The organism is Bradyrhizobium sp. Ses1 (assembly GCF_059512365.1).
Genome location: NZ_JCAMOQ010000001.1, coordinates 206,836 through 231,934, shown reverse-complemented (window position 1 = coordinate 231,934; position 25,099 = coordinate 206,836). Strand labels below are relative to the sequence as shown.

Annotated in this window: 24 protein-coding genes and 2 pseudogenes; 12 read left to right on the top strand and 14 right to left on the bottom strand. The window is 61.8% G+C overall.

Features of this window, described 5'->3' with window-relative positions; genetic code table 11:
• Positions 1 to 137: 137 nt before the first annotated feature.
• The gene (locus AC5ZG5_RS01090; protein ID WP_028164416.1) at positions 138 to 329 is read right to left on the bottom strand and encodes a hypothetical protein; all 192 of its coding nucleotides are present in this window, start codon (positions 327 to 329) and stop codon (positions 138 to 140) included.
• Positions 330 to 603: 274 nt separating this feature from the next.
• On the opposite strand from AC5ZG5_RS01090, the gene AC5ZG5_RS01085 reads away from it, so the two are divergent.
• The gene (locus AC5ZG5_RS01085; RefSeq protein ID WP_456640753.1) at positions 604 to 888 is read left to right on the top strand and encodes a winged helix-turn-helix domain-containing protein; all 285 of its coding nucleotides are present in this window, start codon (positions 604 to 606) and stop codon (positions 886 to 888) included.
• Here AC5ZG5_RS01085 and AC5ZG5_RS01080 read toward each other — a convergent pair.
• Together AC5ZG5_RS01080 and AC5ZG5_RS01075 are read right to left on the bottom strand one after the other, a co-directional pair.
• Entirely contained in the window at positions 790 to 1,398 is a 609-nt protein-coding gene (locus AC5ZG5_RS01080) for a hypothetical protein (protein WP_028164415.1), read from the bottom strand. The two genes, AC5ZG5_RS01085 and AC5ZG5_RS01080, sit on opposite strands and share 99 nt — an antisense overlap.
• Positions 1,399 to 1,528: 130 nt before the next feature.
• Positions 1,529 to 2,301: pseudogene (locus tag AC5ZG5_RS01075) on the bottom strand (SDR family oxidoreductase).
• Positions 2,302 to 2,504: 203 nt separating this feature from the next.
• On the opposite strand from AC5ZG5_RS01075, the gene AC5ZG5_RS01070 reads away from it, so the two are divergent.
• Positions 2,505 to 3,383 (top strand): AraC family transcriptional regulator, encoded by an 879-nt coding sequence (locus AC5ZG5_RS01070; RefSeq protein ID WP_456640752.1) that lies wholly within the window; start codon positions 2,505 to 2,507, stop codon positions 3,381 to 3,383.
• 74 nt (positions 3,384 to 3,457) lie between these two features.
• Here the strand turns inward: AC5ZG5_RS01070 and AC5ZG5_RS01065 are convergent, their stop codons facing one another.
• The 6 genes and pseudogenes from AC5ZG5_RS01065 to AC5ZG5_RS01040 all read right to left on the bottom strand — a co-directional run.
• Positions 3,458 to 4,105, bottom strand: a complete 648-nt coding sequence (locus AC5ZG5_RS01065; RefSeq protein ID WP_456640751.1) for a hypothetical protein — start codon at positions 4,103 to 4,105, stop codon at positions 3,458 to 3,460.
• Positions 4,102 to 4,590, bottom strand: coding sequence for a c-type cytochrome (locus tag AC5ZG5_RS01060; RefSeq protein ID WP_051396781.1), 489 nt, complete (start codon positions 4,588 to 4,590; stop codon positions 4,102 to 4,104). The genes AC5ZG5_RS01065 and AC5ZG5_RS01060 overlap by 4 nt, the downstream gene beginning before the upstream one ends.
• Positions 4,591 to 4,722: 132 nt before the next feature.
• Complete coding sequence (locus AC5ZG5_RS01055; RefSeq protein ID WP_245474849.1) at positions 4,723 to 6,432, bottom strand: PQQ-dependent dehydrogenase, methanol/ethanol family; 1,710 nt, start codon at positions 6,430 to 6,432, stop codon at positions 4,723 to 4,725.
• Complete coding sequence (locus AC5ZG5_RS01050) at positions 6,432 to 6,626, bottom strand: hypothetical protein (RefSeq protein WP_165435341.1); 195 nt, start codon at positions 6,624 to 6,626, stop codon at positions 6,432 to 6,434. Before AC5ZG5_RS01050 ends, AC5ZG5_RS01055 begins: the two co-directional genes overlap by 1 nt.
• Complete coding sequence (locus AC5ZG5_RS01045) at positions 6,623 to 7,090, bottom strand: copper chaperone PCu(A)C (RefSeq protein WP_456640750.1); 468 nt, start codon at positions 7,088 to 7,090, stop codon at positions 6,623 to 6,625. The genes AC5ZG5_RS01050 and AC5ZG5_RS01045 overlap by 4 nt, the downstream gene beginning before the upstream one ends.
• Before the next feature lie 460 nt (positions 7,091 to 7,550).
• Positions 7,551 to 8,247, bottom strand: a pseudogene (locus tag AC5ZG5_RS01040) (Bug family tripartite tricarboxylate transporter substrate binding protein); the annotation flags it as partial.
• Between the two features lie 37 nt (positions 8,248 to 8,284).
• Between AC5ZG5_RS01040 and AC5ZG5_RS01035 the strand changes: the two are divergent.
• The gene (locus AC5ZG5_RS01035) at positions 8,285 to 8,902 is read left to right on the top strand and encodes an integrase core domain-containing protein (RefSeq protein ID WP_456640749.1); all 618 of its coding nucleotides are present in this window, start codon (positions 8,285 to 8,287) and stop codon (positions 8,900 to 8,902) included.
• A 149-nt stretch (positions 8,903 to 9,051) separates the two neighbouring features.
• The gene (locus AC5ZG5_RS01030; RefSeq protein WP_456640748.1) at positions 9,052 to 9,495 is read left to right on the top strand and encodes a hypothetical protein; all 444 of its coding nucleotides are present in this window, start codon (positions 9,052 to 9,054) and stop codon (positions 9,493 to 9,495) included.
• A 488-nt stretch (positions 9,496 to 9,983) separates the two neighbouring features.
• Here the strand turns inward: AC5ZG5_RS01030 and AC5ZG5_RS01025 are convergent, their stop codons facing one another.
• Positions 9,984 to 11,564 carry a porin gene (locus AC5ZG5_RS01025; RefSeq protein WP_130227602.1) on the bottom strand — a complete coding sequence of 527 codons (1,581 nt, stop codon included), beginning with the start codon at positions 11,562 to 11,564 and terminating at the stop codon, positions 9,984 to 9,986.
• A gap of 370 nt (positions 11,565 to 11,934) precedes the next feature.
• Here AC5ZG5_RS01025 and AC5ZG5_RS01020 point away from each other — a divergent pair, with 370 nt between their 5' ends.
• Positions 11,935 to 12,417, top strand: a complete 483-nt coding sequence (locus tag AC5ZG5_RS01020; protein ID WP_130227603.1) for a MarR family winged helix-turn-helix transcriptional regulator — start codon at positions 11,935 to 11,937, stop codon at positions 12,415 to 12,417.
• Between the two features lie 77 nt (positions 12,418 to 12,494).
• Here AC5ZG5_RS01020 and AC5ZG5_RS01015 read toward each other — a convergent pair whose 3' ends face one another.
• The 3 genes from AC5ZG5_RS01015 to AC5ZG5_RS01005 form a co-directional block, all read right to left on the bottom strand.
• Positions 12,495 to 13,622: an alpha/beta hydrolase family protein gene (locus tag AC5ZG5_RS01015; protein ID WP_456640747.1), complete on the bottom strand. Its 1,128-nt coding sequence runs from the start codon at positions 13,620 to 13,622 to the stop codon at positions 12,495 to 12,497.
• A 548-nt stretch (positions 13,623 to 14,170) separates the two neighbouring features.
• Positions 14,171 to 14,827 carry a pyridoxamine 5'-phosphate oxidase family protein gene (locus tag AC5ZG5_RS01010; RefSeq protein ID WP_456640746.1) on the bottom strand — a complete coding sequence of 219 codons (657 nt, stop codon included), beginning with the start codon at positions 14,825 to 14,827 and terminating at the stop codon, positions 14,171 to 14,173.
• A gap of 8 nt (positions 14,828 to 14,835) precedes the next feature.
• Positions 14,836 to 15,936 carry an Ldh family oxidoreductase gene (locus AC5ZG5_RS01005; protein WP_456640745.1) on the bottom strand — a complete coding sequence of 367 codons (1,101 nt, stop codon included), beginning with the start codon at positions 15,934 to 15,936 and terminating at the stop codon, positions 14,836 to 14,838.
• 212 nt (positions 15,937 to 16,148) lie between these two features.
• On the opposite strand from AC5ZG5_RS01005, the gene AC5ZG5_RS01000 reads away from it, so the two are divergent.
• Positions 16,149 to 17,372 (top strand): ABC transporter substrate-binding protein, encoded by a 1,224-nt coding sequence (locus AC5ZG5_RS01000; protein WP_496165428.1) that lies wholly within the window; start codon positions 16,149 to 16,151, stop codon positions 17,370 to 17,372.
• A gap of 124 nt (positions 17,373 to 17,496) precedes the next feature.
• Complete coding sequence (locus AC5ZG5_RS00995; protein WP_456640743.1) at positions 17,497 to 18,102, top strand: helix-turn-helix domain-containing protein; 606 nt, start codon at positions 17,497 to 17,499, stop codon at positions 18,100 to 18,102.
• Positions 18,103 to 18,200: 98 nt separating this feature from the next.
• Here the strand turns inward: AC5ZG5_RS00995 and AC5ZG5_RS00990 are convergent, their stop codons facing one another.
• Positions 18,201 to 18,401: a hypothetical protein gene (locus AC5ZG5_RS00990; RefSeq protein ID WP_165435342.1), complete on the bottom strand. Its 201-nt coding sequence runs from the start codon at positions 18,399 to 18,401 to the stop codon at positions 18,201 to 18,203.
• A 211-nt stretch (positions 18,402 to 18,612) separates the two neighbouring features.
• On the opposite strand from AC5ZG5_RS00990, the gene AC5ZG5_RS00985 reads away from it, so the two are divergent.
• The 5 genes from AC5ZG5_RS00985 to hemA all read left to right on the top strand — a co-directional run bounded on the left by AC5ZG5_RS00985 (position 18,613) and on the right by hemA (position 25,083).
• On the top strand, positions 18,613 to 18,933 hold the full coding sequence (locus AC5ZG5_RS00985) for a helix-turn-helix domain-containing protein (RefSeq protein WP_130227609.1): 321 nt from the start codon (positions 18,613 to 18,615) through the stop codon (positions 18,931 to 18,933).
• A 250-nt stretch (positions 18,934 to 19,183) separates the two neighbouring features.
• The gene (locus tag AC5ZG5_RS00980; protein WP_028164404.1) at positions 19,184 to 19,924 is read left to right on the top strand and encodes an outer membrane protein; all 741 of its coding nucleotides are present in this window, start codon (positions 19,184 to 19,186) and stop codon (positions 19,922 to 19,924) included.
• Positions 19,925 to 20,181: 257 nt separating this feature from the next.
• Positions 20,182 to 22,326 carry a methyl-accepting chemotaxis protein gene (locus AC5ZG5_RS00975; protein WP_456640742.1) on the top strand — a complete coding sequence of 715 codons (2,145 nt, stop codon included), beginning with the start codon at positions 20,182 to 20,184 and terminating at the stop codon, positions 22,324 to 22,326.
• A 205-nt stretch (positions 22,327 to 22,531) separates the two neighbouring features.
• Positions 22,532 to 23,593: an MBL fold metallo-hydrolase gene (locus AC5ZG5_RS00970; RefSeq protein WP_130230471.1), complete on the top strand. Its 1,062-nt coding sequence runs from the start codon at positions 22,532 to 22,534 to the stop codon at positions 23,591 to 23,593.
• A gap of 260 nt (positions 23,594 to 23,853) precedes the next feature.
• Positions 23,854 to 25,083 (top strand): 5-aminolevulinate synthase, encoded by a 1,230-nt coding sequence (hemA, locus tag AC5ZG5_RS00965; RefSeq protein ID WP_456640741.1) that lies wholly within the window; start codon positions 23,854 to 23,856, stop codon positions 25,081 to 25,083.
• Positions 25,084 to 25,099: the final 16 nt, after the last annotated feature.

Below are 25,099 nucleotides of genomic sequence, written 5' to 3'. Positions count from 1 at the left end.
TACCGGGCGCCGGTTTCTTTGACAGTGCTAACACCGCGGCGGCTCCCGTTCTTCCCCGGAAAACTACGGCATTCGCGTGCGGAAAGGTGAAGCAGTTCGGCAGGGGTGGCCGCTTCGGCGGTGCTGCGCCCTTGCGCTCAGCGGAGCCGCCCTGACTTCGCCGGCTTGATCGTTCGAAGCGTGTTGCGGTTCGTCATCAACCGGAATCCGTCCATGAACTCAACGAGGCACCGGTTCTTGTTGCCGCGGACCAGCACGCGGCAACCTTGGCCCTTCCGCGCTTGATCGCGGCCGCGATAGATATGTGTCAGCACCTTGTTGGACAGCACGATTGCCCTACCTTTTCGTGCGAGGTTCACAGAACGGCCCTGCCGGGGCGACGGGGCCTTCAGGGGGCTCCGGAAAAATGCGCTAGGGTTTGGCGCCGAATGGTAGTTCCAGGGATGTGCCTTTTTAACCTACCTTTTCGGGTATAAACGCGAAGCGCGATATCGGGCCGTGCACACGATAGGACGAATCCAAGCGCTGAAGCGGCCGCTGCCGGCTGACATTCTGAAGATCGTCATGCGCGGCCCCGCTACGCGGATGTAGATCTCCGCACCAGTGCACGCAAGCGATGACGTCTTTGATCGACGCATTGATGTTCAGGTGAAGCGCTTGCGACGCGAACTGGAGGCTGATCCCTTCTCGCCGAAGATGATCCTGACTCACAGAGGAGTTGATACCTATTGCGTGCGACGTAGAGCGATCCGAACAGCCGCGGTGCGCCATGCCGCCGCGTCGACCGGCTCAGTTCGGACCCATCACGTCGAACAAACTCACGACCCAGATAATCTGGATTGCCAGCGCAGAGGCGACGAACGAGACGTGGTACCGTTCGGAAGCTGAAAGCAGCGCCCCTATTGTCCCGCCGATCAGCAGGCTCTGCCTCACCGGATAATACCAGCCGTAGAATTGCTTGTAGTAGTTCGCGCCTTTCAGGAGCGTATCGAAAACATCGATCGAAAATAGAATCAAAACGAGAACGTAGAATACCCTCCTGCGATCCCAGAAATACTCCTTCAGCCCCTCATGTTCACCGATGTTATCCGGAAAGATCATCGCGGACAGCATCACGAACACCACCGCGTAGCAGATGATGAGAAAATAGCTCTCGAACGTCCACCGCTCGATCCTGGACAGCGCGAATTCGAACCACCAGAAGTGGATGATGGCGAGGAACAGGAAGATAGCCCATCCAATATGGAGGAGGTTGATCCTCTCCTTGCCGGGGTGCTGAATGAACCGCGTTACACCGCTGACGAGCCGGGCAAGGCTGATGCCCAGGATCATTCCGACGATGATACGAATGTGGACGAAGATCTCATGGCTCTGATGCAGGTCATTGTAGCCATCCATCGGAGTGCCCCCCGGTTGACGTCACAATGAGCCTCAGGCTCTGACGGCATGTGACAACGTGCCAGGAACCCTGGCACGTTCCGATCAGTTCGAACTGCGACGCCAACCAGGGATCTGGCTGGCGGACGCCTCACTTCGTGGTGTAGCCGCCGTTGACGAGAATGGTCTGACCCGTCATCCACCAACCGTCAGACACCATGAAGCGAATCCAGGGCACGATATCCTGGATATCGGTGAGACCCGTCCTGGTCAACTTCGACAGGGCTGCCGCGGTCTTGTGATAGGCGACCGCATCGGCGCCTTCGGCCGGATAGAAGAAGGGCGTGTCCATCGGACCGGGGCCGATCGCCGTCACCGAAATGCCCCGGGCGCCGAACTCCTTGGCCCCGGCCCGCGTAAAGTGTTCGACCGGCGCTTTCATGCCAGCATAGGCCGCATAGAACGGCGTGAACGCACCCAGCAGGGACGTCACCAGGGTGCAGATCTTGCCGTTATCGTTAAGCGTCTTGCCCGCTTCCTTGAGGAAGAAGAAGGCGGACTTCGCATTACTGCGCTCATCTCGTCGAATTCTGTTTCGGTGATCTCGGCCATCGGCTTCTTGAGCACCTTGCCGACGGTATTGACGGCGATGTCTGGCTTGCCGATGGCGGCAACGGTTTCGGCGAACAGCTTCTCGACGGCAGCGGCGGTCGTGAGGTCGCCTTGAAAGGCCACGGCCTTGGCGCCGGCAGCATTGATGGCTTTTACCGTCTCGTCGGCGGCTGGTTTGGTTGCAGCGCTATTGTAGTGAATGGCGACGGCTTTCGCGCCGTGCATGGCAAGGTCTCGGGCGAGCAGGCCGCCGAGATTCTTCGCACCGCCGGCGATGATGACAGTCTTACCCTCGATGCTGTGATCAGTCATATTTTCTCTCCTTGTACCAAGTCTATCCCTTGCCCGATGATCGATGCCATTTCATCAACCAGGCGCGCCCCACGTGATGAAACTGGGTGGTATTTCGACAACCTGATCACTTTCTGCTAGCGTGCCGTCGACTGATCGAGCGAGTGCTTGCGTCGTGGACGAGGTCGGCGGCATCCGCCGAAGTGATGTTGTGGAGGAAGGACTTGCCAGCGTTGCTAGCTTGCGTTCCCGACGCCTGGGGTCCCAAGTTCGACACCGAAAGCGGCGCGGTCACACGAACGCGGACTGGCCCGAACGAAATCGCCTTCAAGGCGCCGGCGCATATGGCGCTGGTGATGTTGACGCCGCAACCCAATCGCGAAATCGCTCTCAACAGCAGCCGGAAGACGGTCACGCTGGCGCCGGTCGGGACGATCGAGGTGGTGCCGGCCGAGGCTGACCTGTTCGCGCGTTGGTGCGTCACGAAGGAGAACCTGCTCATCGCGCACGACCAACACCGTCTGGCTGAGCTCGCCGGAGCCGAGTTTCAGAACAAGGATTTCGAGTTCCGGCCACCCAAACCCGGCTTGGTCGACCAACAGGCGCTGCAGCTCGCCAATCTGATCCGCGCCGAATTCCAGCGCGGCGAAGCCGCGAACGACCTCTGTCTTGACGCGTTGATCACGCTGTTTGGCACTCACCTCTTGCGCAGCTATTCGTCGTTCAGCGACCGGCCGCGCCGTTTGCGCAGCGGCGGTCTTTCACCAAGGGCATGGCGCGCCGTGACGGACTACATCCACGCCAATCTGTCGGAGAGCCTGTCCGTCGGTCGCCTTGCCGAAGTGGCCGGACTTTCACCGAGCCATTTCCTGCGCGCCTTCCGGCAATCGTCCGGCCAGGCACCCCACCAATATGTCGTCACGCAGAGGCTTGCCCTTGTCGAGCGGCTTACCAAGACGACCGATATGCCTTTCGCCGCGGTGGCGAAAGCCGCCGGCTTTTCCAGCAACAGCCATATGACCGCAACCATGAAACGGACGTGGGGCGCCACGCCGAACAACCTTCGGCGCGAGGAAAGACGGCTCGGTATGGAGCCTGAGTGAAGCGGAAACGCTTTAGATTCTTGTTTGACGCGTTTTCTTCACGCGAACCGGTATCCACTTCGCTCGAAAACGCTCTATTCCTTGGCGCGCAGGATGCTGATCCGCGTTTCGTCGACGAAGCTCTTGGTGTCCTGATCGGGCCGGCGGAACAGGTTGCGTTCGACGACGAGTGAGCGGCCGCCGATGGTCTTGGTGCAGCGTTCCTTGAGGTAGACGCCGCCGACCGGCTGGTCTCCGGAATCCGGCTGGCCTTCGGTGCAGGCCCAGCCCTCGGCGCCATAGCGCGACTTGGCCTGCAGCCCGAGCAGGAATGCCTTCTTCCGGATATAGAGACGCGCCTTCGGATCGGTCTCGATCAGCAATCCGGAAACATGCCCGCTATCGTCGATCAACAGGGTGAGAAGCGCCGGATGGCCGGCCACCATCGTGCCGTCCCGGCTGGTCGTGGGATCATATCCAAACCGGACTGCCCGCGCCCCGCTGGCGCCGGCAGGACAGTCACGCCAGTCTTTCCAGCCGGTCAGCGTATGTCTTGGATCCGTCGCACAGTAGAGGTCTACATAGCCTGATTCCGCCAGTTCGTTCACGGCCATGCCGAGGCGGATGTCGCGCAGGTCGTTGCCGCCGAATTCTTCCGTCCGGGCCGAAGAATTGGCGAACGCGACCGCCTGCCAGGCGAGCAGGACGCTGAGGATTGCACAAAGCTTCAGTCTGATCGTCACTGGCTCTTCCCCGTGCTGGCCGTCGCATCATCCTGCTTCTTGTAGATGTCGCAGACCCGCGACGTGCTCGAGAAGAAGGTGACGCATTCCGCATAAGTCGGCTCGCCGGCGCCCTTGATATGCGCAAGCACATAGTCGGCGACCGCCTCGATATCCTTCTGCCGCAGGAACGTTCCGGCCTCAGGCGGCATGTGGCCGCCTGCCTCCTCGCGGTTCATGCCGTAACACTTCACCTCATCATAGGCGCCGCGCACGAAGAACGGCATGCCAGTAGAGGGCCGCCCGCAACTGACGGTTTCAATGATTTGCTCACGCGTCAGCACGGTCTTGCGCAGCGACAGCGCATCGCCACCGTAACCGCCGCCGCCATTGCCGTGCCATTTGTGGCAACCCATGCAATTGGCCTTGCTGAACACCGCCTTGCCGGCATTGGTTGGATCCGAAGCCGTCGCCTGCGCCGACTGGCCGAAAGCTGCGGCTGGCATCGAAAGAGTCAGGGCGACGACACTCATAAGCAGCACGCGTGCCGCCGCCGGGGATGCGTTGAAGATCATCATGACGTCTCTTGTTGACGAAACGGGAGGGCCCGACATTGCGGGCCCTCCATGGTTGGAAAGTCAGAGCGCGAACACGTAGAGCATCGATCCCGGCTGGATCTTCTTCAGCTCGGGCGTCGAATCGATGAACCACTTGTCCCAGGCGCCGCCGAGACCGACGAGGATGGCGAGATACTGCTTGCCATCGACCGTGAAGGTCATCGGCGGTGCGTTGACGCCGCCTCCGGTGTTGAACTCCCAGAGCTTCTGCAGCGACTTGGCATCAAGCGCCATCACTTCGCCGGACGGCTGCCCGCTGAAGACGAGATCAGGGGTTGCAAGAATGCCGCCCAGGTTGGGGAACGGCGTTTCCATCTTGCCGGCGATCTTGCCGGTGGTGACGTCGATCGCGGTGACGCTGCCCGTGATCTTGAACGGCTGGCTCGGACCACCGCCGGTCCAGAACTCACGCGGCTTCAGCTTGTCGGGCGTAGCGACCTCGACCTTGATCCGGTTGCAGCTCTCGATGACAGGGATGTACCAGAGCTTCAGGTCCGGATTGTAGGCGGTCGGCGGCCAGTTCTTGCCGCCCATGTTGCCGGGGCAGATGTCGGTTTCCATGTTGGTGCGGCTCGGCGTCACCGAGGCGACGTAAGTCTGCACCGCCTTGTTCGGATCGTACTCGATCGGCTTGCCGGTCTCCGCATCGAGCCCCTTGGTCCAAGTGACCTTCTTGACGAACGGAAGGCCCCAGATGAACTTGCCGGTGGTGCGATCGATCGCATAGGCGAAGCCGTTGCGGTCGGCCTCGAGCGCGAGCTTGCGCGGTCCGCTGGGTCCGGGGATATCGACCAGCACATTCTCCGCCACGCTGTCATAGTCGTAAGGGTCGTTCGGCGTGTGCTGATAGTGCCACTTGATCTTGCCGGTGTTGGCATCGAGGGCCAGCGAGCTGTCGGTGTAGAGGTTGTCGCCCGGCCGATACTCGTTGTCCCAATCGGGTCCCGGATTGCCGACGCCCCAAATGATGGTGTCGGTCGACGGATCGTAGCTGCCGGTCACCCAGGTCGAACCGCCGCCGGCGGCGGCCGCGTTGTTGCTGTCCTTCCACGTATCGCTGCCCGGCTCGCCCTTGCCCGGAATCGTGTGCGTGCGCCAGAGTTCCTTTTGGGTGTTGAGATCGGTCGCGGCGATCCAGCCGCGGATGCCGTATTCGGCGCCGGCCACGCCTGTTATCGCCATGTTCTTGACGATCAGGGGCGCGCCGGTGATGACCTCGCCCTTGTCAGGATCGGCGACGGTGCGTTGCCAGGCGACCTGACCGGTCTCCTTGTTGGTCGCGATCAGCCGACCGTCCAGCGTGTGGGAAATGACGAGATTGCCCCACAAGGCGACGCCGCGGTTGTCGACGCCGCAGCAGGCGACGGCACCGGCCCAGTCGCGGTCGGTCTTGGGATCCATCTTCCAGACCAGCTGGCCGCGGCCGCCATGCGCGTCGATCTTGTAGACCGAGCCCCATCCATCGGTGACGTAGAGGAAGCCGTTTTCGGCGATCGGCGTGCCTTCGAGGCCGCCATGGCTCCAGATGCCGCCCGGCTCGATGCCGCCGAGATGCATGGTCCAGGCGACCTTCAGGTTCTTGACGGTATCGCGGTTGATCTCCTTGAGGGAGGAGAACCGGTGCGCGGAGTAGTTCTGGTGATGATGAAGCCAGTTGCCCGGTTCCTTGTCGACGTTGAGCAGCCGTTCCTGGTTGACCTCGTCAGCGGCGAAAGCTGGCAATGCCGCCATCATGCCTCCGGCGGCGACTGCTGCAGCGAGCAGACCCGCTCGCCCGGTGATTCTTCTTGCGTGACCTGAAAATCGCTCCATGAGCAAATGCCCTCCTTTGGCAAGTTCATGTTGGATCGAGCGTCCGGCACATCCGAACCGCTCAGTCGAGAAGCCTCATTCAGCGGGCTCACCTTGCCCGTTGTCGCGATCACGGCGTTCGTGAAACCTCCACCTCCGTTTCCTTGGTTCCGGCTTTCTGGAAGACGACGGCGCATGTGAACTTCTCGCCGTCGACAAGCTTCTGCCGCGTCTGCAGCAGCATCACGTGATATCCGTCGCGCTTGAGCTCGGTGGTCTTGTTTTCCGGAATCGGAATCGACTTGATCTCGCGCATGGCCGGCGCACCCTCGCCACGATCGACGGTGTGCTTTTCGGAGAAGTTCGCGAACGGACAGCGGACCCGCAGTATCGCGTCGGGCTCGGTCGCATCGTTCCTGATCGTCATCAGTAGCGGGAGATTAATGCCGATCTCGTCGGCTGCGGGCACGCGGGCGTTGGTCACCTGCAGCGCAACATCCGCTGCGGCGGCACCGGGTGTCAGCCAAGTTCCGACGGCAACCAACCCAATCGCAAGGATTCCCGAACTGCGGGACAACGATGTCGCTATGGCGATCATCGGCTAGGTCCTGGCGGAAGCGTGATCCTGCGAGTGCCCTGTCGGCAGCAAGCGACAGGTAATGGATGCCCAAACGAAATACTTCGTCCGACTCATCGGCGCATTCCTCCCAAGATCATTCTTTTTTCTTAGCGAGCGACGTTACGCTCGTTGCAAAAACAAATCATCCCAAAATATGGCGACGAGAGGACCGATGTCTGGAAAAGGATTCCAATGAATGATGCACTTCACGCTTTTCATTCCAACGATGCGCACAGAGACACGGCGCGATCGTGCCTGCGCGCGAGGCAGGTGTTCGTGAGTGCTCAACCAGCGCGGTGCAAGCGCACTGGTACATTGGATTCCAAGTGGGCCATGATGGCCCTGAAGCGACCCAGTACGTGTCGATCAAGCTTTGCTCAAATCACTCGAAGACTTCTTTGCACCGCAACAGCCGTGGCCGGCAAAAGCGTTGTGATCCTCATTCTCCTTTGAGGCCGGCGTCGCGGATCAACTGGCCCCATTTGCTCGTTTCCGCGTCGATGAACGTGCCGAACTCCGCGGCCGTGCTGCCGCGGACTTCCAGCCCCTGGCCGAACAGCTTTTGCTTCACGTCGGGATCGGCAAGGATGCGGACGATCTTGTCCTGCAGACGATCCACGATGGAGCGCGGCGTGGCCGCCGGCGCCATGAAGCCGTACCAGCCGGCCGCGATCACGTTGGGCAGACCTTGCTCACGCAAGGTGGGAGCGTCCGGATAGATCGGGCTGCGATCGACTGACGCCACACCCAGCACACGGAACTTGCCGCTTTGGATATAAGGCAAGGCCGTGCTGATCGCGGTCAACGTGGCATCGACGCGGCCGGCCAGCAATTCCGTGTAAGTGCGAAACACCGCCGCGGGCGCGGAATAGCCGTTGGCATTTGCCGATCCGGCTGCGCACGAAACCAAGCTGGTCGAACTCGATAGGAAGGACATCGAGCAACCGGAACACCGCCTCGGTCAATGCGAGATCGATCTCTTCGCCGGGAGCATCCGGATCCCGCGCCCGCTTCCACAACGCCGCGAGCACGCCGACCGCGCCGAACAGGCCGCCGATGGAGTCCCCGATCGGGTAGCCGGGATCGGTGGGCTCGCCATCGGCTTCGCCAGTGATGTAGGTCAGCCCGCCCATCGCCAGGGCCGGGATACCGTCGCCCTCGACCATCTACCGGGTGCTGCGGCGCTACCAGCTGGACCGCCGCACGGTGGCCATGCGCGAGGAGAAACGTCGCATTATCAAGGACAAGATCGGCGAGCTCGGCCATGTCGACCTGCACCAGTTGTGCCGCGACATGTTCCTGGTGCCGCCGCCGAGCCCTGCCTATATCGTCAGCCTCGTCGACAGCTGCTCGCGTCTGGCCTGGGCCGAGGTCCTGACCTCGAAAAAAGCGCTGCCGGTCATGTTCAAGACCTTGAAGATGATCAACACCCTCAAGGTGACCTACCGGGTTCAGTTCGCCGAAATCCTCTCCGACAACGGCGCCGAGTTCGCCTCCCGGAACACGCCCGACGAGCACCCCTTCGAGGCCATGCTGCTCGAACTCGGCATCAAGCATCGCTACACCAGGCCCTACCGCCCGCAAACCAATGGCAAGGTCGAACGCTTCTGGCGAACGTTGGACGACGACGTCATCGACGGCGCAACCTTCGACAACCTCGACCGCTTCGCAAACGAGCTCTTCGAATATCTGATCTACTACAACAACTTCAGGCCGCATCAGGCCCTGGGCGGCAAAACACCCAAGGAATTTGCTGAGGCCCAGACCCAAACCATTCGATCAGCGAATTAGTGAACATGCACAGCAATGACGACGTCGTGTGGGATTGGCCCTGTCTTTCGACGAGACGACAGCGGTGCAACGCGCGACCAGCGACGAAATAACGACGACGGAGCGAGCGTCGCGCCCAGCCAACGCGGGAATCAACACAAGGCAAATGAATGGTCGGCCGGTTTTTCCTATTCGCAGCCTGGTGCGCGCTGCTCTGGTGCCTGCAGGTCGCCCCTGGGCTTTCGCGCGATGCCGGTGCGGAAGCGGATGACATTGTCTGGACGGCGATCATTCCCGACGCTTTCCCGCACTACGTCTACACGTGGCGCATGAGTCCGGACGGCAGCTACCGCGAGGACGGGCGCGATGCCGCAAGCGGCAGGCCGATCCAGGCCACGCTTTCCGGACACTGGAGGCGCGATGGGGCGCACATGGTTCTGCGGCAGGAGGGCCACCCCTTCGTCTTCGACGGGCTGGTGGTCGGGAATGGCTATGCGGGCACGCTGCGTCTCAACGGCCGCCCCTTTTCCCGCTTCTGCGCCATCAAGGGCGAGAAGCCGCCCGAGCGCTGCGGCAGCGAGGCCGGCGTTGCGATGATGCAAAGGCAGGATTGATCGGACGATCGCGCCACAATCGTCGGAGCTTCGGTCGACCACCGCCGATACCCGAATCAGGCCGAATCAGTTGGAGCCGGGTGCGGAGCCCTGCCGCGATCGCCGTAATGAAAAACCTCCGGCAGGGCATTGCCGGAGGTTTCGGAGGTTTAGCATTAAGAGGTTCTGTCTCAGCGAGACCTAACGGGCCGACCATGCTGCGCCGACTTAAGTCCTTACTACCTTAGAAAATTACCTGAGTAAATCATATTTTTTTGATGTGCACTATGCCGAAGCTACGGAGGTGGCGAATGGCGAATGGCGAAGTGTGATGGAATGCGCGATGCCCGCTCGCATTCCCTACTCCTTGCTCCCTACTCCTTGCTCCCTACTCCCTACTCCCTACTCCCTACTCCCTATTCGCTATTCGCCACTGACCACTCACGCAAAGAAAAATCCCCGGCAGTTGCCCGCCGGGGATTCTCTAGAGATGCTTCAGATCGAGCGGATCAGAAGTTGCGCTGAACGCGGAGGTTCAGGCTGTACGTATCCTGATCCTTGTATTCGTAAAGCGTGGCCGGCTTCGGAGCGGGCACGGCGAGAACGGCACCACCAGAGAACTTCTGGTCGAGGTGGAACCACATGAATTCAGCCGAGAACGTCAGGTTCTTGACCGGGGTCCAGCGGGTGACCGTACCGAGCTGCGACACGGCGAAGTCCGGGTTGCAGCTATAGTCCGCAGTGACGACCTTGGTGCCGGTGTAGTTGGCGCAGATGAACGCCTTGGCGGTGTTGTCGTAGCTCACGGCGGCGTAGCTGCCGAACACGCTGGTCGACCAGTAGGGATCCCAGTTGTGGTTGAACGCACCACGGATACCCCAAGCCTTGGTCAGGTGGATCGAACCATCGCCACCGAACGCGGTCGGAAGATACACACCGTCAGTGGTCGCACCAAAGCCGACGCTCTGATAGGCACCGAGCCGGCTCGTGCTGCCGAACATCGCAAAGCTCGGCGAGGCCGACGAAGTCGAGATGACCTGCTTGGTGTTGCCGACGGCGTAAGTGGCGTCGATCTTGAAGTCGTCGCCGGGGCCGGTCGGGATGTTCTTGATCTGCAACGCAGCCATCACCGCACCACCCCACTTGGTGTCAGGGTGACCGGACAGTTCCGAAGCACCGGTCGGAGCCGCACCCGGCAGACCGACGCCACCGGCAGGAGCCGCAGCGGTGTTCAGCACGTTGTAGGAGCCGCTGACTTCATGCGCCGAAGCCGAAATCTGGAATAGACCCCAAGCCTGATCGATGCGGATGTTACCGACGATGTCGGGCGCATGCACGCCGGCATAGGCGTTGGAGATACCACCGGTCGCGGAGAGAGGCAGCGACAGGTTGGCAACCACGGTGCGGTTGAAGACGGTCGGATCATCGAGGCCGATGGTGCCCGAAATGCCGTTGCCGAACTGCGCGGTGTACTGGATGTTGTTCACGCCGGTGACGGTGTCATGACCGCCGAGCAGGAACGACGAGTTGTTGCCCGGATAGCCGTTCCAAGGCGTCGCGAATGCGGACGAGGACTTACCGAAGGTGAAGCCCGCGAACTGGATGAACGCATACTCGACCGCGACATAGCCGCCGCCCGGCGTGTGCAGCAGGTTGGCACCTGCGACCGGCAGGCTCTGGTTGATCGAGTTCGGGTTGTAGGTGTTGTTGCCCAGCGTATCGAACTGGAAGTCGGCCTGACCGAAGGTGCGGACGACGCCATATTCCGTTGCTGTGCGGGTATCGACCGTCAACGCCATACGAGAGCGGGCGGAGAAGTAGTCTTGATACCGGTTGCGCTGACCCGCATCACCGTTCCAGGCCGGCCCGTCGTAGATGCCGCCGTTGAACGTGGTGTCGACACGCAGATAACCACCGATCTTCATGCAGGTATCGGTGCCCGGGATGTACCAGAAACCGGCACCGTAGAGCGAACAAACCTTCACGTACTCGACCGCTTTGGCCTTGACGGGAAGATCGGCCGCCTGTGCCCCGCCCACGGCGAGCAGAGCCGCCGCTGAGCCGAGGATAAGGCTCTTTGCCACCTTCATTGTTAACCTCCAAGTAAGTGCTATGCACGAACCCCCGTGCAAAGCGGATTAGACTGCCCTCGAAAAAAACGTTGAAGATCAACGCATCTCTCAAGCCGGTGGACTGATGAGAACCACCTGAGACGAGACGGTCGGGTGCCCCCCTCCGTCGGAATGAAAGTTATGCATGTGCTATTTAGATAATCAAATTAGTTTACTCACTCATATATTGATTGCCAACGCGATGTGTCTTTTCGGCAACTGAGCGCGCCGCTACCGAAGGACCACCTGTTGCCAAATTTCCCGGGCGAATTGACATATATAACTGATTACCGGTGTCGTTTCCGCCGCACATCCGCTATGGAGTCGGAAGGGGGTGAGTACAGTGCCCATGGATGAGTCCGCCACCAAGAGCGAGAATGTCATTCGGCGATTCGCCTGGGAGATCGCGGCGATCAGCGTTCATCTCGAGGAGATTCGCTACTTCTGGGCCAAGAAGCTCGGAATCAGCGGACCGCAATGGATGATGATCGTGGCGCTTGCCGATCTCGATCAGGGCGACGGCGTGCCGGTCAACGCTGTGTCAAAAATGCTGCATGTCGATCCGTCGTTCGTCACGACCCAATCGAAGCTTCTGGAGAAGAAAGGCTTTGTCCGTCGCAAGCCGGCGAAGGAAGACGCCCGCATCGTGAAGATGTCGCTGACCGACAAGACCTATAAGCAGCTCGCTGGCCTGACCTCGCAGCAGGAAAGCCTGAACGAGTTCATTTTCGCGGAGTTCAACCCGCGCGAGCTGGATGATCTGACCAACAAACTCGCCGCCCTCAAGAGGCGGCTGGAGAAAGCCCGCCTGAAAGTGGCGGCGGATTTTTAGAGACCCGACGTCACCCGGCCTCCGTTCATCATCTCCGAAGACGCGAAGGGCGACGGCGCGCCTGCGACTAGATCCTGTTATCCTAAAGGCTGCGCCCCGATACGGGACGCGATCCAATCGAAGATGAACTCGTTGGCGAGGGTTGGATTGTCGAAGAGCCCCTGGTCTGCCGCGGTCTCCGCGCTCTCGAAGATCTCGAGCGTAATGTCCCGATCGCGCCGCCCTGCCCGCAACCGATCCGTCAGTTCGGCAACCCTGTCCGCTCTGAGTCCGCCGTGCCCGCTGGCGGCGATCAACAACGGACACCTGATGCTCCTCTGGATGCGCTCGGCTTCTAACTCAGGACACGGCTCAATGCCGAACGGCCTGTTCTGCGGATTCAGGAATGACCGTATATGCAGATCCCAAATGCCGCCGTCGCAAACGGCTGCGGCAAAGCGATGGTCGAAGGCGATACCGCGCGCGACAAAGGACGAACTCCAACCATCGGCGAGGATCGCGATCCGCTGCTCGTCGACATCGTCCCGGCCGACAAGGTAATCCATGATGGACGCAATGGCCCGCTGCGGGTTGTGGCGAAGCGATACCTCCTCGAACGACAGGCCGGTGCCATCGCCGAGGACGTCCACCGCAAGCAGCGCCATCCCGCGCTCCGAAGCGTGGCGCGCGAGCTTGAACAGGAACTCTTCCTTGTGATGTCCGGGCTCGCCGATACAGATGACCACCGGCGCACGATCGCCGCACAGGCGCGCCGGCAGATAATATCCCTGCAAGGTGAATTCGTTCAGCCAGGGTATCGAGACGACCTCGCCGACCGGCTCGCGGCAGTTGAGATAGTTCGCGGCGCATTCGCGCATCGATGCGATCGCTGACCGCCGCTTGTCCGGCGAAAGATCAAACGGACAGGTGGCGGTAAGATAATAATTGATGGCGCGAAGCCAGTTGCTCCTCGCCGTCGCCGGATGGCCCTGTGCGGCCGCGGATGAAGCCCGCTCGCGATTTGCCGCCGCGGCGGCTGTCCATTCCCGGTGCCAGGAATCGTCGCCATCGTCGCGGGTGAAATTGATGCGGCTGGCGGTGAGCCAGCATTCCGAAAAAGTCGCGCCGCCTTCCTGGACCGAAGCCAGTAGGCGCATGAACTCAAGCGAGAGATCCTCACGCTCAGGCCACCAGATCCGCCCTTGCGGGCTCAGATCAGAGTTCATGACCGGAACCGCTCCCACGCGGGAGAGATGATCGCGAGGACTGCGATCTCCATAATCGACTACCGGCAACAGCAATTAGCACGTCCCCCAAAAAGTCTCAGCCAGCGTCGACAGCCCAACAAGCGCATCACAAAGGGTTCATGCGCGCCGTTCGTTCCCCACTTCGCCCATCGAGAATGCGGCCCTTCTTTCGGCATAAATCACGATGCTGTCAAAGCAAATGGCGGGGTTGCGGCATTTTGCGACGGTTGCGGTCGATTGTGCTCACCCGTTCATCACCAAGAGAAGTTGCAATCTGCATCATGGCGGGCAGAGAGACAGCCAGCGTCAGCGATCCGGCGAGAATAGCCCGGCGAGTATGACGACAAGTTCGGCTACCGCGGCGTGTGTTGCCGTAGCAGCTTCGGGAGTCGATCAGCCGACAAATCAGACCGTGCAGCCGCGCGCGGCCTTGATGTGCACATCACTTTCACTCGCAGCGACCTGACCAACATCAATGCGCCGATCGTCATCGGCGCACGAAGCGACATACAGCTCGAATCACAGCTTCACCGGCCGCGGCGATAATTCCTCGCGTAGTCGGGTACGGCGATACCGGGTTTCAAGGACGAACAATTGCGCGGCTCGCCGGCGGTAAGCTGGAGCGGAATCACGCCCGACCAGGTGTCGAGCCGATAATCCTCTTCGGGATCCACCACGCCCTGATTCCTGATCTTGACCGAGGCTTCGGTCAGCGGAAACCGCATGAAGAGCGTGGCGGCAATTTCCTTCGGTTTCGGCGCACGCACCTGGTGGCCCGGGCAGATGTCCTCGATGAACGCCGCGACGAGGCGCTCCTTCTCGCCGGGATCGACGATCTTCTCGGCCGCCGCGAAAATCATCACGGAGCGGTAGTCCATGCTCATGCCAAACCCCGATCGTCCCGCAACGATCGAATCGATCAGGGTGACCGTGATGCAGGCGGGAGCGCCGGCGGCCAGCGCCGCGAGCGACTGATTGGCGGGGCTGCCATGGATGTAGGCGAAATCGCCGATCCTGACGATTGCGGTCGGAAGCACGCGCGGCGCGCCATCAACCACGACGCCGACGTGACAAACCAGCGCCTCGTCGAGGATGCGATACATCACCTCGCGATCATGGACGGCACGCTCCGGATGAAGCCGGACGCGGGTGCGTTCGGTCGGCGATAATGTCGAGCCTGTCATGGCTGCCCTCACATCGCGACGGCCTGACCGGCATCCTTGCGATGCGTCAGGTGATCGCCCTCATAGGCATTCCGCTCGGCTGCTTGCTTGCCTGCGATGTAAAGCTCGATCGAGTCGTGGAGCGATTTCGGCACCAACACGCCTTCGACTTCGGTGCGCTTGCGGGCCTCGTAGCGGCGATCCGAGGGCAACCGGACGCCGTCCTGTGCCAGCATCTTGCCGAACAGCAATTCGGCATGTTCGAGCTGTTTGGCGCGATCCCCGTTCGCCATGCAACGGACCGGATCGATCGCGATCACGAGTTCTCCGCCGCACGGGGCGCCCGTATTCGCCTTGTCGCGCTCGCCGGCTTCGAAGCTGAGGACATCTCCGAGCAGCGGCCCTGCCAGCAATTCCACCATCATGGCGATGTTGGAGCCCTTGAAGCCGCCGAATGGAAGCTGCGCGCCGGCCAGCGCCTGGGCCGGATCGCGGGTCGGCGTGCCGTCCGGTCCGATAGCCCAGCCGTCGGGCAATGTCTTGCCGTCGCGAAGCCGGAGCTGGATCTCGCCACGGGCGCTGGCGCTCGATGCCTGATCAAACACGACCGGAGGCTTGCCGTTTCGCGGCCAGCCGAATGCCATGGGGTTGGTGCCGAACAGCGGCCTTGTGCCGCCAGCCGGCGCGACATAGGGACTGGCAGCGACAAAGGCGAAGCCGACCAGGCCGTGCTCCGCCAGCTGCTCGACCTCCGGCCAAAGCGCGGCGACGTTGAGCGCGTTGTTCACCGCCATCGCCGCGATCCCCATCTTCTTGGCAAGGGCGGCGAGCGGCTCGGCTCCGCGCTCCAGTGCCAGCGGCGAGAAACCGTATTTCGCATCGACCTTGATGACGGCAGGCGCAAGCATGGACAGTTCGGGCTCGGCGTCGGGCGAAGCCTGACCCGCGTGCAGCCCGTTCATGTAGAAAGGCAGCCGGAACAGGCCGTGATGGCGGCACTCGTCCCGCTCGGCCATAGTCACGGTGTTCGCAATCGCATTTGCATGCGATGCACTAAATCCTTGCGCGAGCAGCGCGGCCTTGGCCGACCTGTGCACGTCAGCCAGCGACATCCGGATGGCGTCCGACATCCTCTACCTCCTATTTTCTCTTAGCTTTCCCGGCGCGGGCGGCCGGCTCGCTTAGAGAAACGGATTTTGCATATTATGCAAATTTCGTCCAGACTATTTCGTGATCAGCAAATGCCAATAATTTAACCCTGCACAAAAGTGCATGATATGCAAAACCGACTGCAAGATTTGAGCGCGCGCCGTCCCCCGAGCGAAACCAAAGGAGAAGCAAGATGCCGTCACTGATGAAATTCCTCAGCCTTGCAGCCGTGCCGATCGGCTTGGTCCTGGCCATGCAGCAGGGCCGGGCCGCCGAACCGGTGATCTCGGACGGCTTCGTCAAGATCGGCATCATGAACGACCAGTCCGGGCTCTATGCGGATCTGGCCGGTCCGGGCTCGGTGGTTGCGGCGAAAATGGCGATCGAGGAATTCGGCGGTACGGTCCTCGGCAAGAAGATCGAGCTCGTCTCCGCCGATCATCAGAACAAGGCCGACATCGGCGCGGCAAAGGCGCGCGAATGGTTCGACCGGGATGGTGTCGACATGGTCGCCGATTTCTCGAACTCGTCGGTGGGCTTTGCCGTGCAGGCCCTGGCGAAGGACAAGGACATGATCGCCATCATCATGGCGGCCTCTTCCGACTTCACCGGCAAGGCCTGCACCGCCACCTCGGCGCAATGGGTCTACACCAGCTATTCCAACGGCTACAGCCTCGCCAGGACGATGACCGACGCCGGCGACAAGAGCTGGTTTCTGCTGACGGTCGACTACGCATTCGGCCATGCGTTCGCCAACGATATCCGCAAGGCGGTGACCGAAGGCGGCGGCACCGTCGAAGGCGAAGTGCGCCACCCGCTCAATACCGCCGACCTCAGCTCTTATCTGCTGCAAGCGCAATCCTCGAAGGCCAAGGTGGTGGCGCTGGCAAGCGCCGGCGCCGACATGGCCAACGCAATCAAGCAGGCGGCGGAATTCGGCATTAACAAGAGCAAGACCTTCGTGGCGCCGATCGTCTTCATCACCGACATCCACGCAATGGGCCTCGCCAGCACCCAAGGCCTGCGCTTCGTCTCGGCCTTCTACTGGGACCGCAATCCGGAAACCCGCGCCTGGTCCGAAAAGTTCTTCAAGCTGCACAAAGCCATGCCGACGATGACGCAGGCCGGCGTCTATTCGGCGGTGCGCCATTATCTTCGCGCAATCGAAGCGACCGGTACCGATGAAGCAACCGCGGTGATGGCGAAGATGAAGGAGCTGCCGGTGAATGACATCTTCACCCACAATGGCAGGGTCCGCGAGGACGGGCTGCTCATGCACGACATGTACCTGATGCAGGTGAAGCAGCCCCAGGAATCCAAGGAGCCGTGGGACTACTACAAGATCCTAACCAGCTTGCCCGCTGACAAGGTGTTTCCACCCTTGGAAGCGAGCGCGTGCCCGCTGATCAAGAAGTGACTTGCACATTATGATATGGCGCAAGCCATAGCTTGCGCCATTTTTGCCGCTGATCTTGCGCCCGATGCAAATCACCTCTAGAGCAGGTCCCGGTAAGCCATCACGATAGCTTTCGGGAGGGGCCATGGATCAGGCGCGGCTGATCGCCCGGCAATTTGGAGCGCGAATTCGCAAAGCGCGCACGGATCGGAAGCTCACGCTGCAGGCGCTCGGCAACGATACCGGCCTCTCGGCGGCCTATCTCTCGCGGGTGGAGCGCGGCGAGGCGGCGATGTCGATCGCCAATGTGATCCTGATCGCGACCCGGCTGAACATGCCGCTCCGTGACCTGTTCGAGGATTCCGGCGACGTCCAGGCGCCCAAATACTATACGATCTCGCGCCGGCGCCAGCGCGAGACCTCTCCGCCGCACTCCGCCAACGGCTATGACTATCACTGGCTCTCGGGCGACCTCGCAGACCCCAAGCTCAGCGCCTTCGTGCTTGATTTTCCGGTCACCTCGGACCTCGACATCAAGCTGCTGTCCCACGAGGGCGAGGAAATCCTCTACGTGCTCGAGGGCAGGATCGAATTTCAGATCGGCGAGGAACGCTTCGTGCTCGACCAGGGCGATTGCGTCCATCTGTTCGGCGACCGACCGCATATGGGCCGCAATGCCGGGCTTGGACCGGCGCGATTATTGATGGTGGCCACGCCGCCCGATGTGATCGAGCATCATTCGGAAGCTTAGCCGTGATCCGGAAAAGTAGTTTTTCGAAAAATATCACGTTCAAATAGAAAACGAGGACACGAGCCGATATCCGTATGGCCGGATCATGATCCAGCCGATCAATCGGCGGCAAGCGCGCAAGACACGCAAGCGACCGCAGCCAGCGACAGCTCGTAAGCCGAGCCTTTCGTGGATCGATGGGTCATCAAGAGGCCGGCCGCAATCACCACCACTGCCATATAAAACGCGAACATGGCGCCGATCCATTTCCAGTCGATTCGGCAAGCGTCGGGTGTGAGGCTTTCAATCAAGCTGCGCATGATCTCCTCCTCATCAGGAATCGGCGTGCGGTATAACTTGCTTCCGCGATGCGCTATGTGATCTGGTTCACAAACCATCCGAATGCAGCGCCACTAAAGCGTGATGAACCGTCATTCCGCTCTATCTTTTGTGTGAGCATGATATTCCCGCAGACGCTTCGAAAGCTGGCGCCCACTTTTCCGGATCTGTTCCGGTCCCAATGAGGTATCGATGACCGGCCCAGAGCTGAAAAAGCTTCGCGAGCATCTGGGCGAGGCCATCGGCCGGCCACTCACGGTGGCCGAGATGGCGAAGCTGTGCGGACTGAAAGGGCCCGAGGGCGCCAACACCGTCCGCCGCTGGGAGGTGACGGGACCGAGCGCGCAAGTCGCCGATCTCCTGCGCGTGCTGGCGATGGCCAGCGAGCACTATCCGATCCTCGAGAAGTTCAACGTGTTCGACCGCCATGACGTCCCGGAGAAGGAACGGCCGGCGCGCAAAGCTCAGTTCCGCGAACAGATGCGCGAGGACATCAGGCGCAGGCTTGGTTAAGCAAGTCTTGGTTAAGCAAGTCTTGCCTCGTTAGGAAAGATTTCCGCAAAGGCTGCGCGCGAGGTGCAGGTTAAGCCTTCCTTCACCCTTCCTTAAGCTGCCGTTAAGCACAAAAAACAATTACCGGCCAATATGTTGGATTATCGACCGCGATCGCCCCCCGCTGACATCATTTTATTCAAATGCGGTCTTTATTCGCGCCAGGGGGCGCTGCGCGCAGCGTCTCATTTTGAATCTCCGAGGACTAGAAATGAAGAAGATCCTGCTCGCAACCGTTGCCCTCACGGCGTTCGCCGCAGCCGCGCCGGCATTCGGCGCCGACCTCGGCGCCCGCCCCTATTACAGCAAAGCCCCGGCGCCGGTTTACGCCGCGCCGATTTACAACTGGACCGGCTTCTATGTCGGCGGCCATATCGGCGGCGCCTTCACCAGCAGCGACACCTTTAACGGCTTCGCGCTCAGCGACCACAAAACCCGCTTCCTCGGCGGCGTCCAGGTGGGCGGCGACTGGCAATTCCATCCGAACTTCCTGGTCGGCGTCGAAGGTCAGTATTCCTGGCTCGGAGGCGATCAGGTCAGCGCGGCGTTCCCCGGCGGCTTCGTCTACAATAACGACCAGCGCGGGATCGGCTCGATCACCGGCCGCGTCGGCTGGACCTGGGGCCCGGGCCTGGTCTACGCGAAGGGCGGCTATGCCTATTCCGACAACAACGAGACGCTGAGGTTCGGCGGCATCCCGGTCGGATTCGCGCTGAGCGACAGGCACCGCAACGGCTTTACCGTCGGCGGCGGCATCGAATACATGTTCGCGCCAAACTGGTCGGCCAAGGCCGAGTATCAATTCTACGATTTCGGCGACAGCCGCTTCGTTGCGCCGGCCCCGCTGGTGCCGTTCGGCAGCTTCCACAATGACGAGCACACCGTGAAGGCCGGCATCAACTACCGCTTCAATTTCGGCAATTTCGGCGGGCCGGTGGCAACCGGCTACTGACCGCGATCCAAGAATCTGAACAAGAGACAAAAGGCCGGCATCTCGCCGGCCTTTTTGATTCTCGAGAGGTTGTAGGTACTGGCGTCCGGCAAGCACCGCGCGATCAATTCCGGCGTGCGGTAGAAAGCTACTTCAACGCCGCCATGCGCGCAAAAATTGCACCGCCGCGCATTCTGGTTCCCGATTTTGTTAACCCGCCATCGCGATACTGCCGCGCGAGGATTCAAGCTCAAGGACAGTGACTGCGGGGCAGGCAAATGGCGTTACGATTCCGCTTCGGTAAAATGAAACTTAAAGGCATCCGGCGCCCGCGATGGAGCGTCAGGGGCAGCCTGTTTGCGGCATTCGCCGTCATCGCCGCCATGGCGATCGTGATCAGCGCGGGCGCCGCCATGGTGTTCGAACAGCTCGGCAAGACCATGGGCGACCTTTCCGGCCGCGACATCCCGCGGCTCGCTGCGAGCCTGCAATTGTCGGCACAAAGCGCGAGCCTCGCAAGCCAGGGTCCAGCGCTGCTCGCCGCCCGCACCGAGGAGGCGCTGAACGAGCGCTCTGCCAAGATGAAGGAAACGCAGACGCAGGCGCTGCAGAAGCTCGACGAGATCATCAAGCTCGGTGCCGACAAGGCGATCGGGAAGGCGTTGACCGAGACGGTCAAGAACATCGACGACGTGATCGAGAGCCTCGGCTCGGCCGCGCGCGAGCGGCTCGAGACGGCGGCGTTGCACGACAAGCTGTATGAAACGCTGCGCAAGGCGCAGGCCGAGTTCGTCGCGGCCTCGGCGCCGGCGATGATGGACGCGCAGAGCCAGCTCCATGCCATCCTCGGCGCGGCCGAGCCGTCGTCCGACGACGCGAGCAGCGCCGCACGCGTCGTAGAGCAGCTCGGCGATGTGATCGCCAGCGGCAACCTGTTGGCCTCCAACATGGCCGCAGCGCTGTCGGCGACCAACAGCGACACGCTGGAAGCGATCGAGAAGGATTTCAAGCGGGTGCTCTCGCAGACGATTTCCAATCTGGAGATGCTGCCTAAGAATTCGAGCACAAAGACGCTAGCCGACGCCGCCACAAAGCTGCAGACGCTCGGCCAGGGCAAGACCGGCGTGTTCAAGGTCCGCCAGAAGGAATTGGACGCCACCGATTTCGGCGAGACCATCCTGGAGGAGACCCGCAAGCTCAATATCGGCCTCGGCATCAGCGTGCAGCAGCTCGTCGACGGCGTGCGGAAGGCGACCGACGCGTCCACCAGCCAGGCGCAACGGGAGATTTCGTTTGCGACCATGGTGATGCTCGCGCTCGGCATCGGCACCCTGATCGGCTCGATCCTGTTCGTCTGGCTCTATGTCGGCCGCAGCATTCTCAAGCGGCTCAAGGGCCTGCAGGACTCGATGCAGCGGCTGTCGGCCGGCGATCTCGACACCGAGATCCCTCAGAGCCGCCAGGACGACGAGATCGCCGCGATGGCTGGCGCGCTGAAGGTGTTCCGCGAAAGCATGATCGAAGGCCGCGCGCTCTCGGCCGAGCAGGACAAGGACCGCATCGCCAAGGCGGAGCGTGCTTCGCGCATGGAAGCCCATATCGTCGAATTCGAGTCCACCGTCCGCAGCGCGCTCGACAGCCTGCAGAACGCGGCCAATTCGATGCAGTCCACGGCGCAGAGCATGTCGGCGACCGCCGACCAGTCCAGCGCGCTGGCAAACACGGTCGCTTCCGCAGCGGAGGAAACCTCAGTCAACGTGCAGACGGTATCCGCGGGCACCGAGGAGCTCTCTTCCTCGATCGCCGAGATCGGGCGGCAGGTCGTGACCTCGGCCGAGATCGCGCGCAAAGCGGTGGACGAAGCCGGCCAGACCGACGTCACCATGCAGGGTCTCGCCGAGAAAGCCGGCCGCATCAGCGTGGTGGTCGACCTGATCCAGACCATCGCCTCGCAGACCAACCTGCTCGCGCTCAACGCCACCATCGAGGCGGCACGCGCCGGCGAAGCCGGCCGCGGCTTTGCCGTGGTCGCCTCCGAGGTGAAGAGCCTTGCCAACCAGACCGCGAAAGCGACCGACGAGATCCGCCAGCAGATCGTCAGCATGCAGGAAGTGACGACGACGGCGGTTTCCGCGATCCGCAATATCAGCACGACGATCGGCGAGATCAATGACGTCACCACCGCGATCGCCGCCGCGGTCGAGGAACAGGGCGCGGCGACGCGCGAGATCGCCCGCAACATCCAGCACGCAGCCGGCGGCACCAGCGAAGTCTCGAGCAATATCGTCGGCGTCAGCAGCGCTTCGGCGGAAGCCGGCACGGCCGCCGGCGACGTGCTGAGCGCTTCCAGCGAACTGCGCCGGGAGGCCGAGGTGCTGCGCGCCGAAATCGACGCGTTCCTGTCGAATATCCGCGCGGCGTAGAAACACCGTCATTCCGGGGCGCCTCGAAGAGGCGAACCCGGAATCCATCGGGCGACAAATCCTGCTGGAGAAATGGATTCCGGGTTCGATGCTTACGCATCGCCCCGGAATGACGTTCCCACGGCCAATCCATGCCCATTATCCGAACCGGCATCTGCTTTTTTGAGCTAGCGCCGGGCGGCCGGTACCGCTAAGCCGATAGACGATGCATTCGAAAACAGACAGCGTGCAGTCCTCGGCTGAGGCACTGCGATACCCCCTCGAAAATCACCCCGGCCCGGACCAGGTCGTGGAAGTGATGCCGGGCGTGCTCTGGGCGCGGCTGAAACTGCCGTTCCGCCTCAACCACGTGAACATCTATCTGCTCGCCGATGGCGACGGCTGGACCATGATCGATTCCGGCTTCGGCAACGAGGAATCGATCGCAGCCTGGACCACGCTGTTCGAAGGCCCACTCAAGGGCATGACCATCACGCGCCTGATCGTGACCCATTCGCATCCCGATCATGTCGGGCTCGCCGGATGGATCATCGAGCGGTTCGGCTGCCCGCTATACATGTCACAGGTCGAATACCTGCAGTCGGTCTATCATCAGAACCGCGGCACCGCCGAGCGATTGACCGCGCAACGTCTGTTCTTCCGCCGTCACGGCATGGACGAGGATCTGACCGACAAGCTGCTCGGCCGCGGCCAGGATTATCTGAAGCGGGTCTCGGTGCTGCCGGCGTCCTATCGCCGGCTGACCCATGGCGACGAGGTCGTGATCGGCACGCGGCGCTTCAAGGTCATCACCGGCGGTGGACATGCGCTCGACCAGGTGATGCTGTATTGCGCCGCCGACAAGCTGTTCCTCTCCGCCGACCAGGTGTTGAGCAAGATCTCGCCCAATGTCAGTGTCTGGGCCGTCGAGCCGGAACAGAATTCGCTCGGCGAATATCTGGCCTCGCTGGCGAGCCTGACCACCACGCTGCCCTACGACGCGCTGGTGCTGCCCGGCCATGGCGTGCCGTTCTACGGCCTGAAGACACGGATCAAGCAGCTCGCCGATCATCACGAGGAGCGCTGCGGGCTGATCGCCGAGGCCTGCCGGGAGACCGCCAAGACCTCCAAGGAGCTGGTGCCGGTCGTATTCCACAAGCACGTGCTGGACGCGCACCAGATGGGATTCGCCGCCGGCGAACTGATCGCCCACGTCAACTACATGCTGGTCGAGGGCCGGCTGACGGCCGAGGCAATCGACGGCGTGCTGCGTTTCCGCACCACCTGACGCTATACACTCCGGTTCGGCTGATCCGGACAATTACGGGCATCGTGCGATCGCGCAACGATGCGGCCCGAGGAGCTATCGGCCCGCATTCCGGCGACAGGTCTAGGTCGTTGATCCACATCAATATTTGCCGCGCTTCCATGGACAATCTGTCCAATGTCTGGCGCATGCCCGAACGTGGGATAGCGGATAGACATTAGAGATTGAAAAGCTCTAAGAAGAGTTGGCCGCCCCGGCCGGGTCCTGCTCCAGGTTTGCCGATGGATTACAGCCAGTTTTTCAGCGCCGCCCTCAACCGCCTCCATGACGAGCGGCGCTACCGCGTATTTGCCGACCTCGAGCGGATTGCGGGCCGCTTCCCGCACGCGATCTGGCACTCGCCGAAGGGCCAGCGCAATGTCGTGATCTGGTGCTCCAACGACTATCTCGGCATGGGCCAGCATCCCAAGGTCGTCGGCGCCATGGTCGAGACCGCGACCCGCGTCGGCACCGGCGCCGGCGGCACCCGCAATATCGCCGGCACCCATCATCCCCTGGTGCAGCTCGAAGCCGAACTCGCCGACCTCCACGGCAAGGAAGCCGCGCTCCTGTTCACCTCCGGCTATGTCTCGAACCAGACCGGCATCGCGACGATCGCAAAGCTGATCCCGAATTGCCTGATCCTGTCGGACGCGCTGAATCACAATTCGATGATCGAAGGCATCCGCCAGGGCGGCTGCGAGCGGAAAGTTTTCCGCCACAGCGACCTCGCGCATCTGGAAGAGCTGTTGCGCGAGGCCGGTCCCGACCGGCCGAAGCTGATCGCCTGCGAAAGCCTCTATTCAATGGACGGTGACGTCGCGCCACTCGAGCAGATCTGCGACCTCGCCGAGCGCTATGGCGCCATGACCTATGTCGATGAGGTCCATGCGGTCGGCATGTACGGGCCGCGTGGCGGCGGCATCGCCGAGCGCGACGGCGTCATGCACCGTATCGATGTGCTCGAAGGCACGCTGGCGAAGGCGTTCGGCTGCCTCGGCGGCTATATCGCCGCCAAAGCCGAGATCATCGATGCCGTGCGTTCCTATGCGCCCGGTTTCATCTTCACGACCGCCCTGCCGCCGGCGATCTGCTCGGCCGCGACCGCTGCGATCCGCCACCTCAAGACCTCGAATTGGGAGCGCGAACGCCACCAGGAACGCGCCGCCCGCCTCAAGGCGATCCTGAACGCGGCCGGCCTGCCCGTGATGTCGAGCGACACCCATATCGTGCCGCTTTTCGTCGGCGACCCCGAAAAGTGCAAGCGCGCGACCGACATCCTGCTCGAGGAGCACGGCATCTATATCCAGCCGATCAACTACCCGACCGTCCCCAAGGGCACCGAGCGGCTGCGGATCACCCCGTCGCCCTACCACGACGACGGCCTGATGGACGGCCTCGCCGAGGCGCTGCTGCAGGTCTGGGAGCGGCTTGGGCTGCCGCTCCGCAAGCGGTCGATGGCGGCAGAATAACCCTAACGACGCGACA

Bases quoted from the DNA above. Each gene is read 5' to 3' on its own strand.
- AC5ZG5_RS00980 (WP_028164404.1), top strand. From the start codon at position 19,184: ATGAAGAAGATCCTGCTCGCAACCGTTGCCCTCACGGCGTTCGCCGCA.
- AC5ZG5_RS01025 (WP_130227602.1), bottom strand. From the start codon at position 11,564: ATGAAGGTGGCAAAGAGCCTTATCCTCGGCTCAGCGGCGGCTCTGCTC.
- AC5ZG5_RS01010 (WP_456640746.1), bottom strand. From the start codon at position 14,827: ATGACAGGCTCGACATTATCGCCGACCGAACGCACCCGCGTCCGGCTT.
- AC5ZG5_RS01000 (WP_496165428.1), top strand. From the start codon at position 16,149: ATGCCGTCACTGATGAAATTCCTCAGCCTTGCAGCCGTGCCGATCGGC.
- hemA (WP_456640741.1), top strand. From the start codon at position 23,854: ATGGATTACAGCCAGTTTTTCAGCGCCGCCCTCAACCGCCTCCATGAC.
- AC5ZG5_RS01020 (WP_130227603.1), top strand. From the start codon at position 11,935: ATGGATGAGTCCGCCACCAAGAGCGAGAATGTCATTCGGCGATTCGCC.
- AC5ZG5_RS01080 (WP_028164415.1), bottom strand. From the start codon at position 1,398: ATGGATGGCTACAATGACCTGCATCAGAGCCATGAGATCTTCGTCCAC.
- AC5ZG5_RS00985 (WP_130227609.1), top strand. From the start codon at position 18,613: ATGACCGGCCCAGAGCTGAAAAAGCTTCGCGAGCATCTGGGCGAGGCC.
- AC5ZG5_RS00990 (WP_165435342.1), bottom strand. From the start codon at position 18,401: ATGCGCAGCTTGATTGAAAGCCTCACACCCGACGCTTGCCGAATCGAC.
- AC5ZG5_RS00995 (WP_456640743.1), top strand. From the start codon at position 17,497: ATGGATCAGGCGCGGCTGATCGCCCGGCAATTTGGAGCGCGAATTCGC.
- AC5ZG5_RS01030 (WP_456640748.1), top strand. From the start codon at position 9,052: ATGGTCGGCCGGTTTTTCCTATTCGCAGCCTGGTGCGCGCTGCTCTGG.
- AC5ZG5_RS01060 (WP_051396781.1), bottom strand. From the start codon at position 4,590: ATGCCAGCCGCAGCTTTCGGCCAGTCGGCGCAGGCGACGGCTTCGGAT.
- AC5ZG5_RS01055 (WP_245474849.1), bottom strand. From the start codon at position 6,432: ATGGCGGCATTGCCAGCTTTCGCCGCTGACGAGGTCAACCAGGAACGG.
- AC5ZG5_RS01005 (WP_456640745.1), bottom strand. From the start codon at position 15,936: ATGTCGGACGCCATCCGGATGTCGCTGGCTGACGTGCACAGGTCGGCC.
- AC5ZG5_RS00975 (WP_456640742.1), top strand. From the start codon at position 20,182: ATGGCGTTACGATTCCGCTTCGGTAAAATGAAACTTAAAGGCATCCGG.
- AC5ZG5_RS00970 (WP_130230471.1), top strand. From the start codon at position 22,532: ATGCATTCGAAAACAGACAGCGTGCAGTCCTCGGCTGAGGCACTGCGA.
- AC5ZG5_RS01045 (WP_456640750.1), bottom strand. From the start codon at position 7,090: ATGATCGCCATAGCGACATCGTTGTCCCGCAGTTCGGGAATCCTTGCG.
- AC5ZG5_RS01015 (WP_456640747.1), bottom strand. From the start codon at position 13,622: ATGAACTCTGATCTGAGCCCGCAAGGGCGGATCTGGTGGCCTGAGCGT.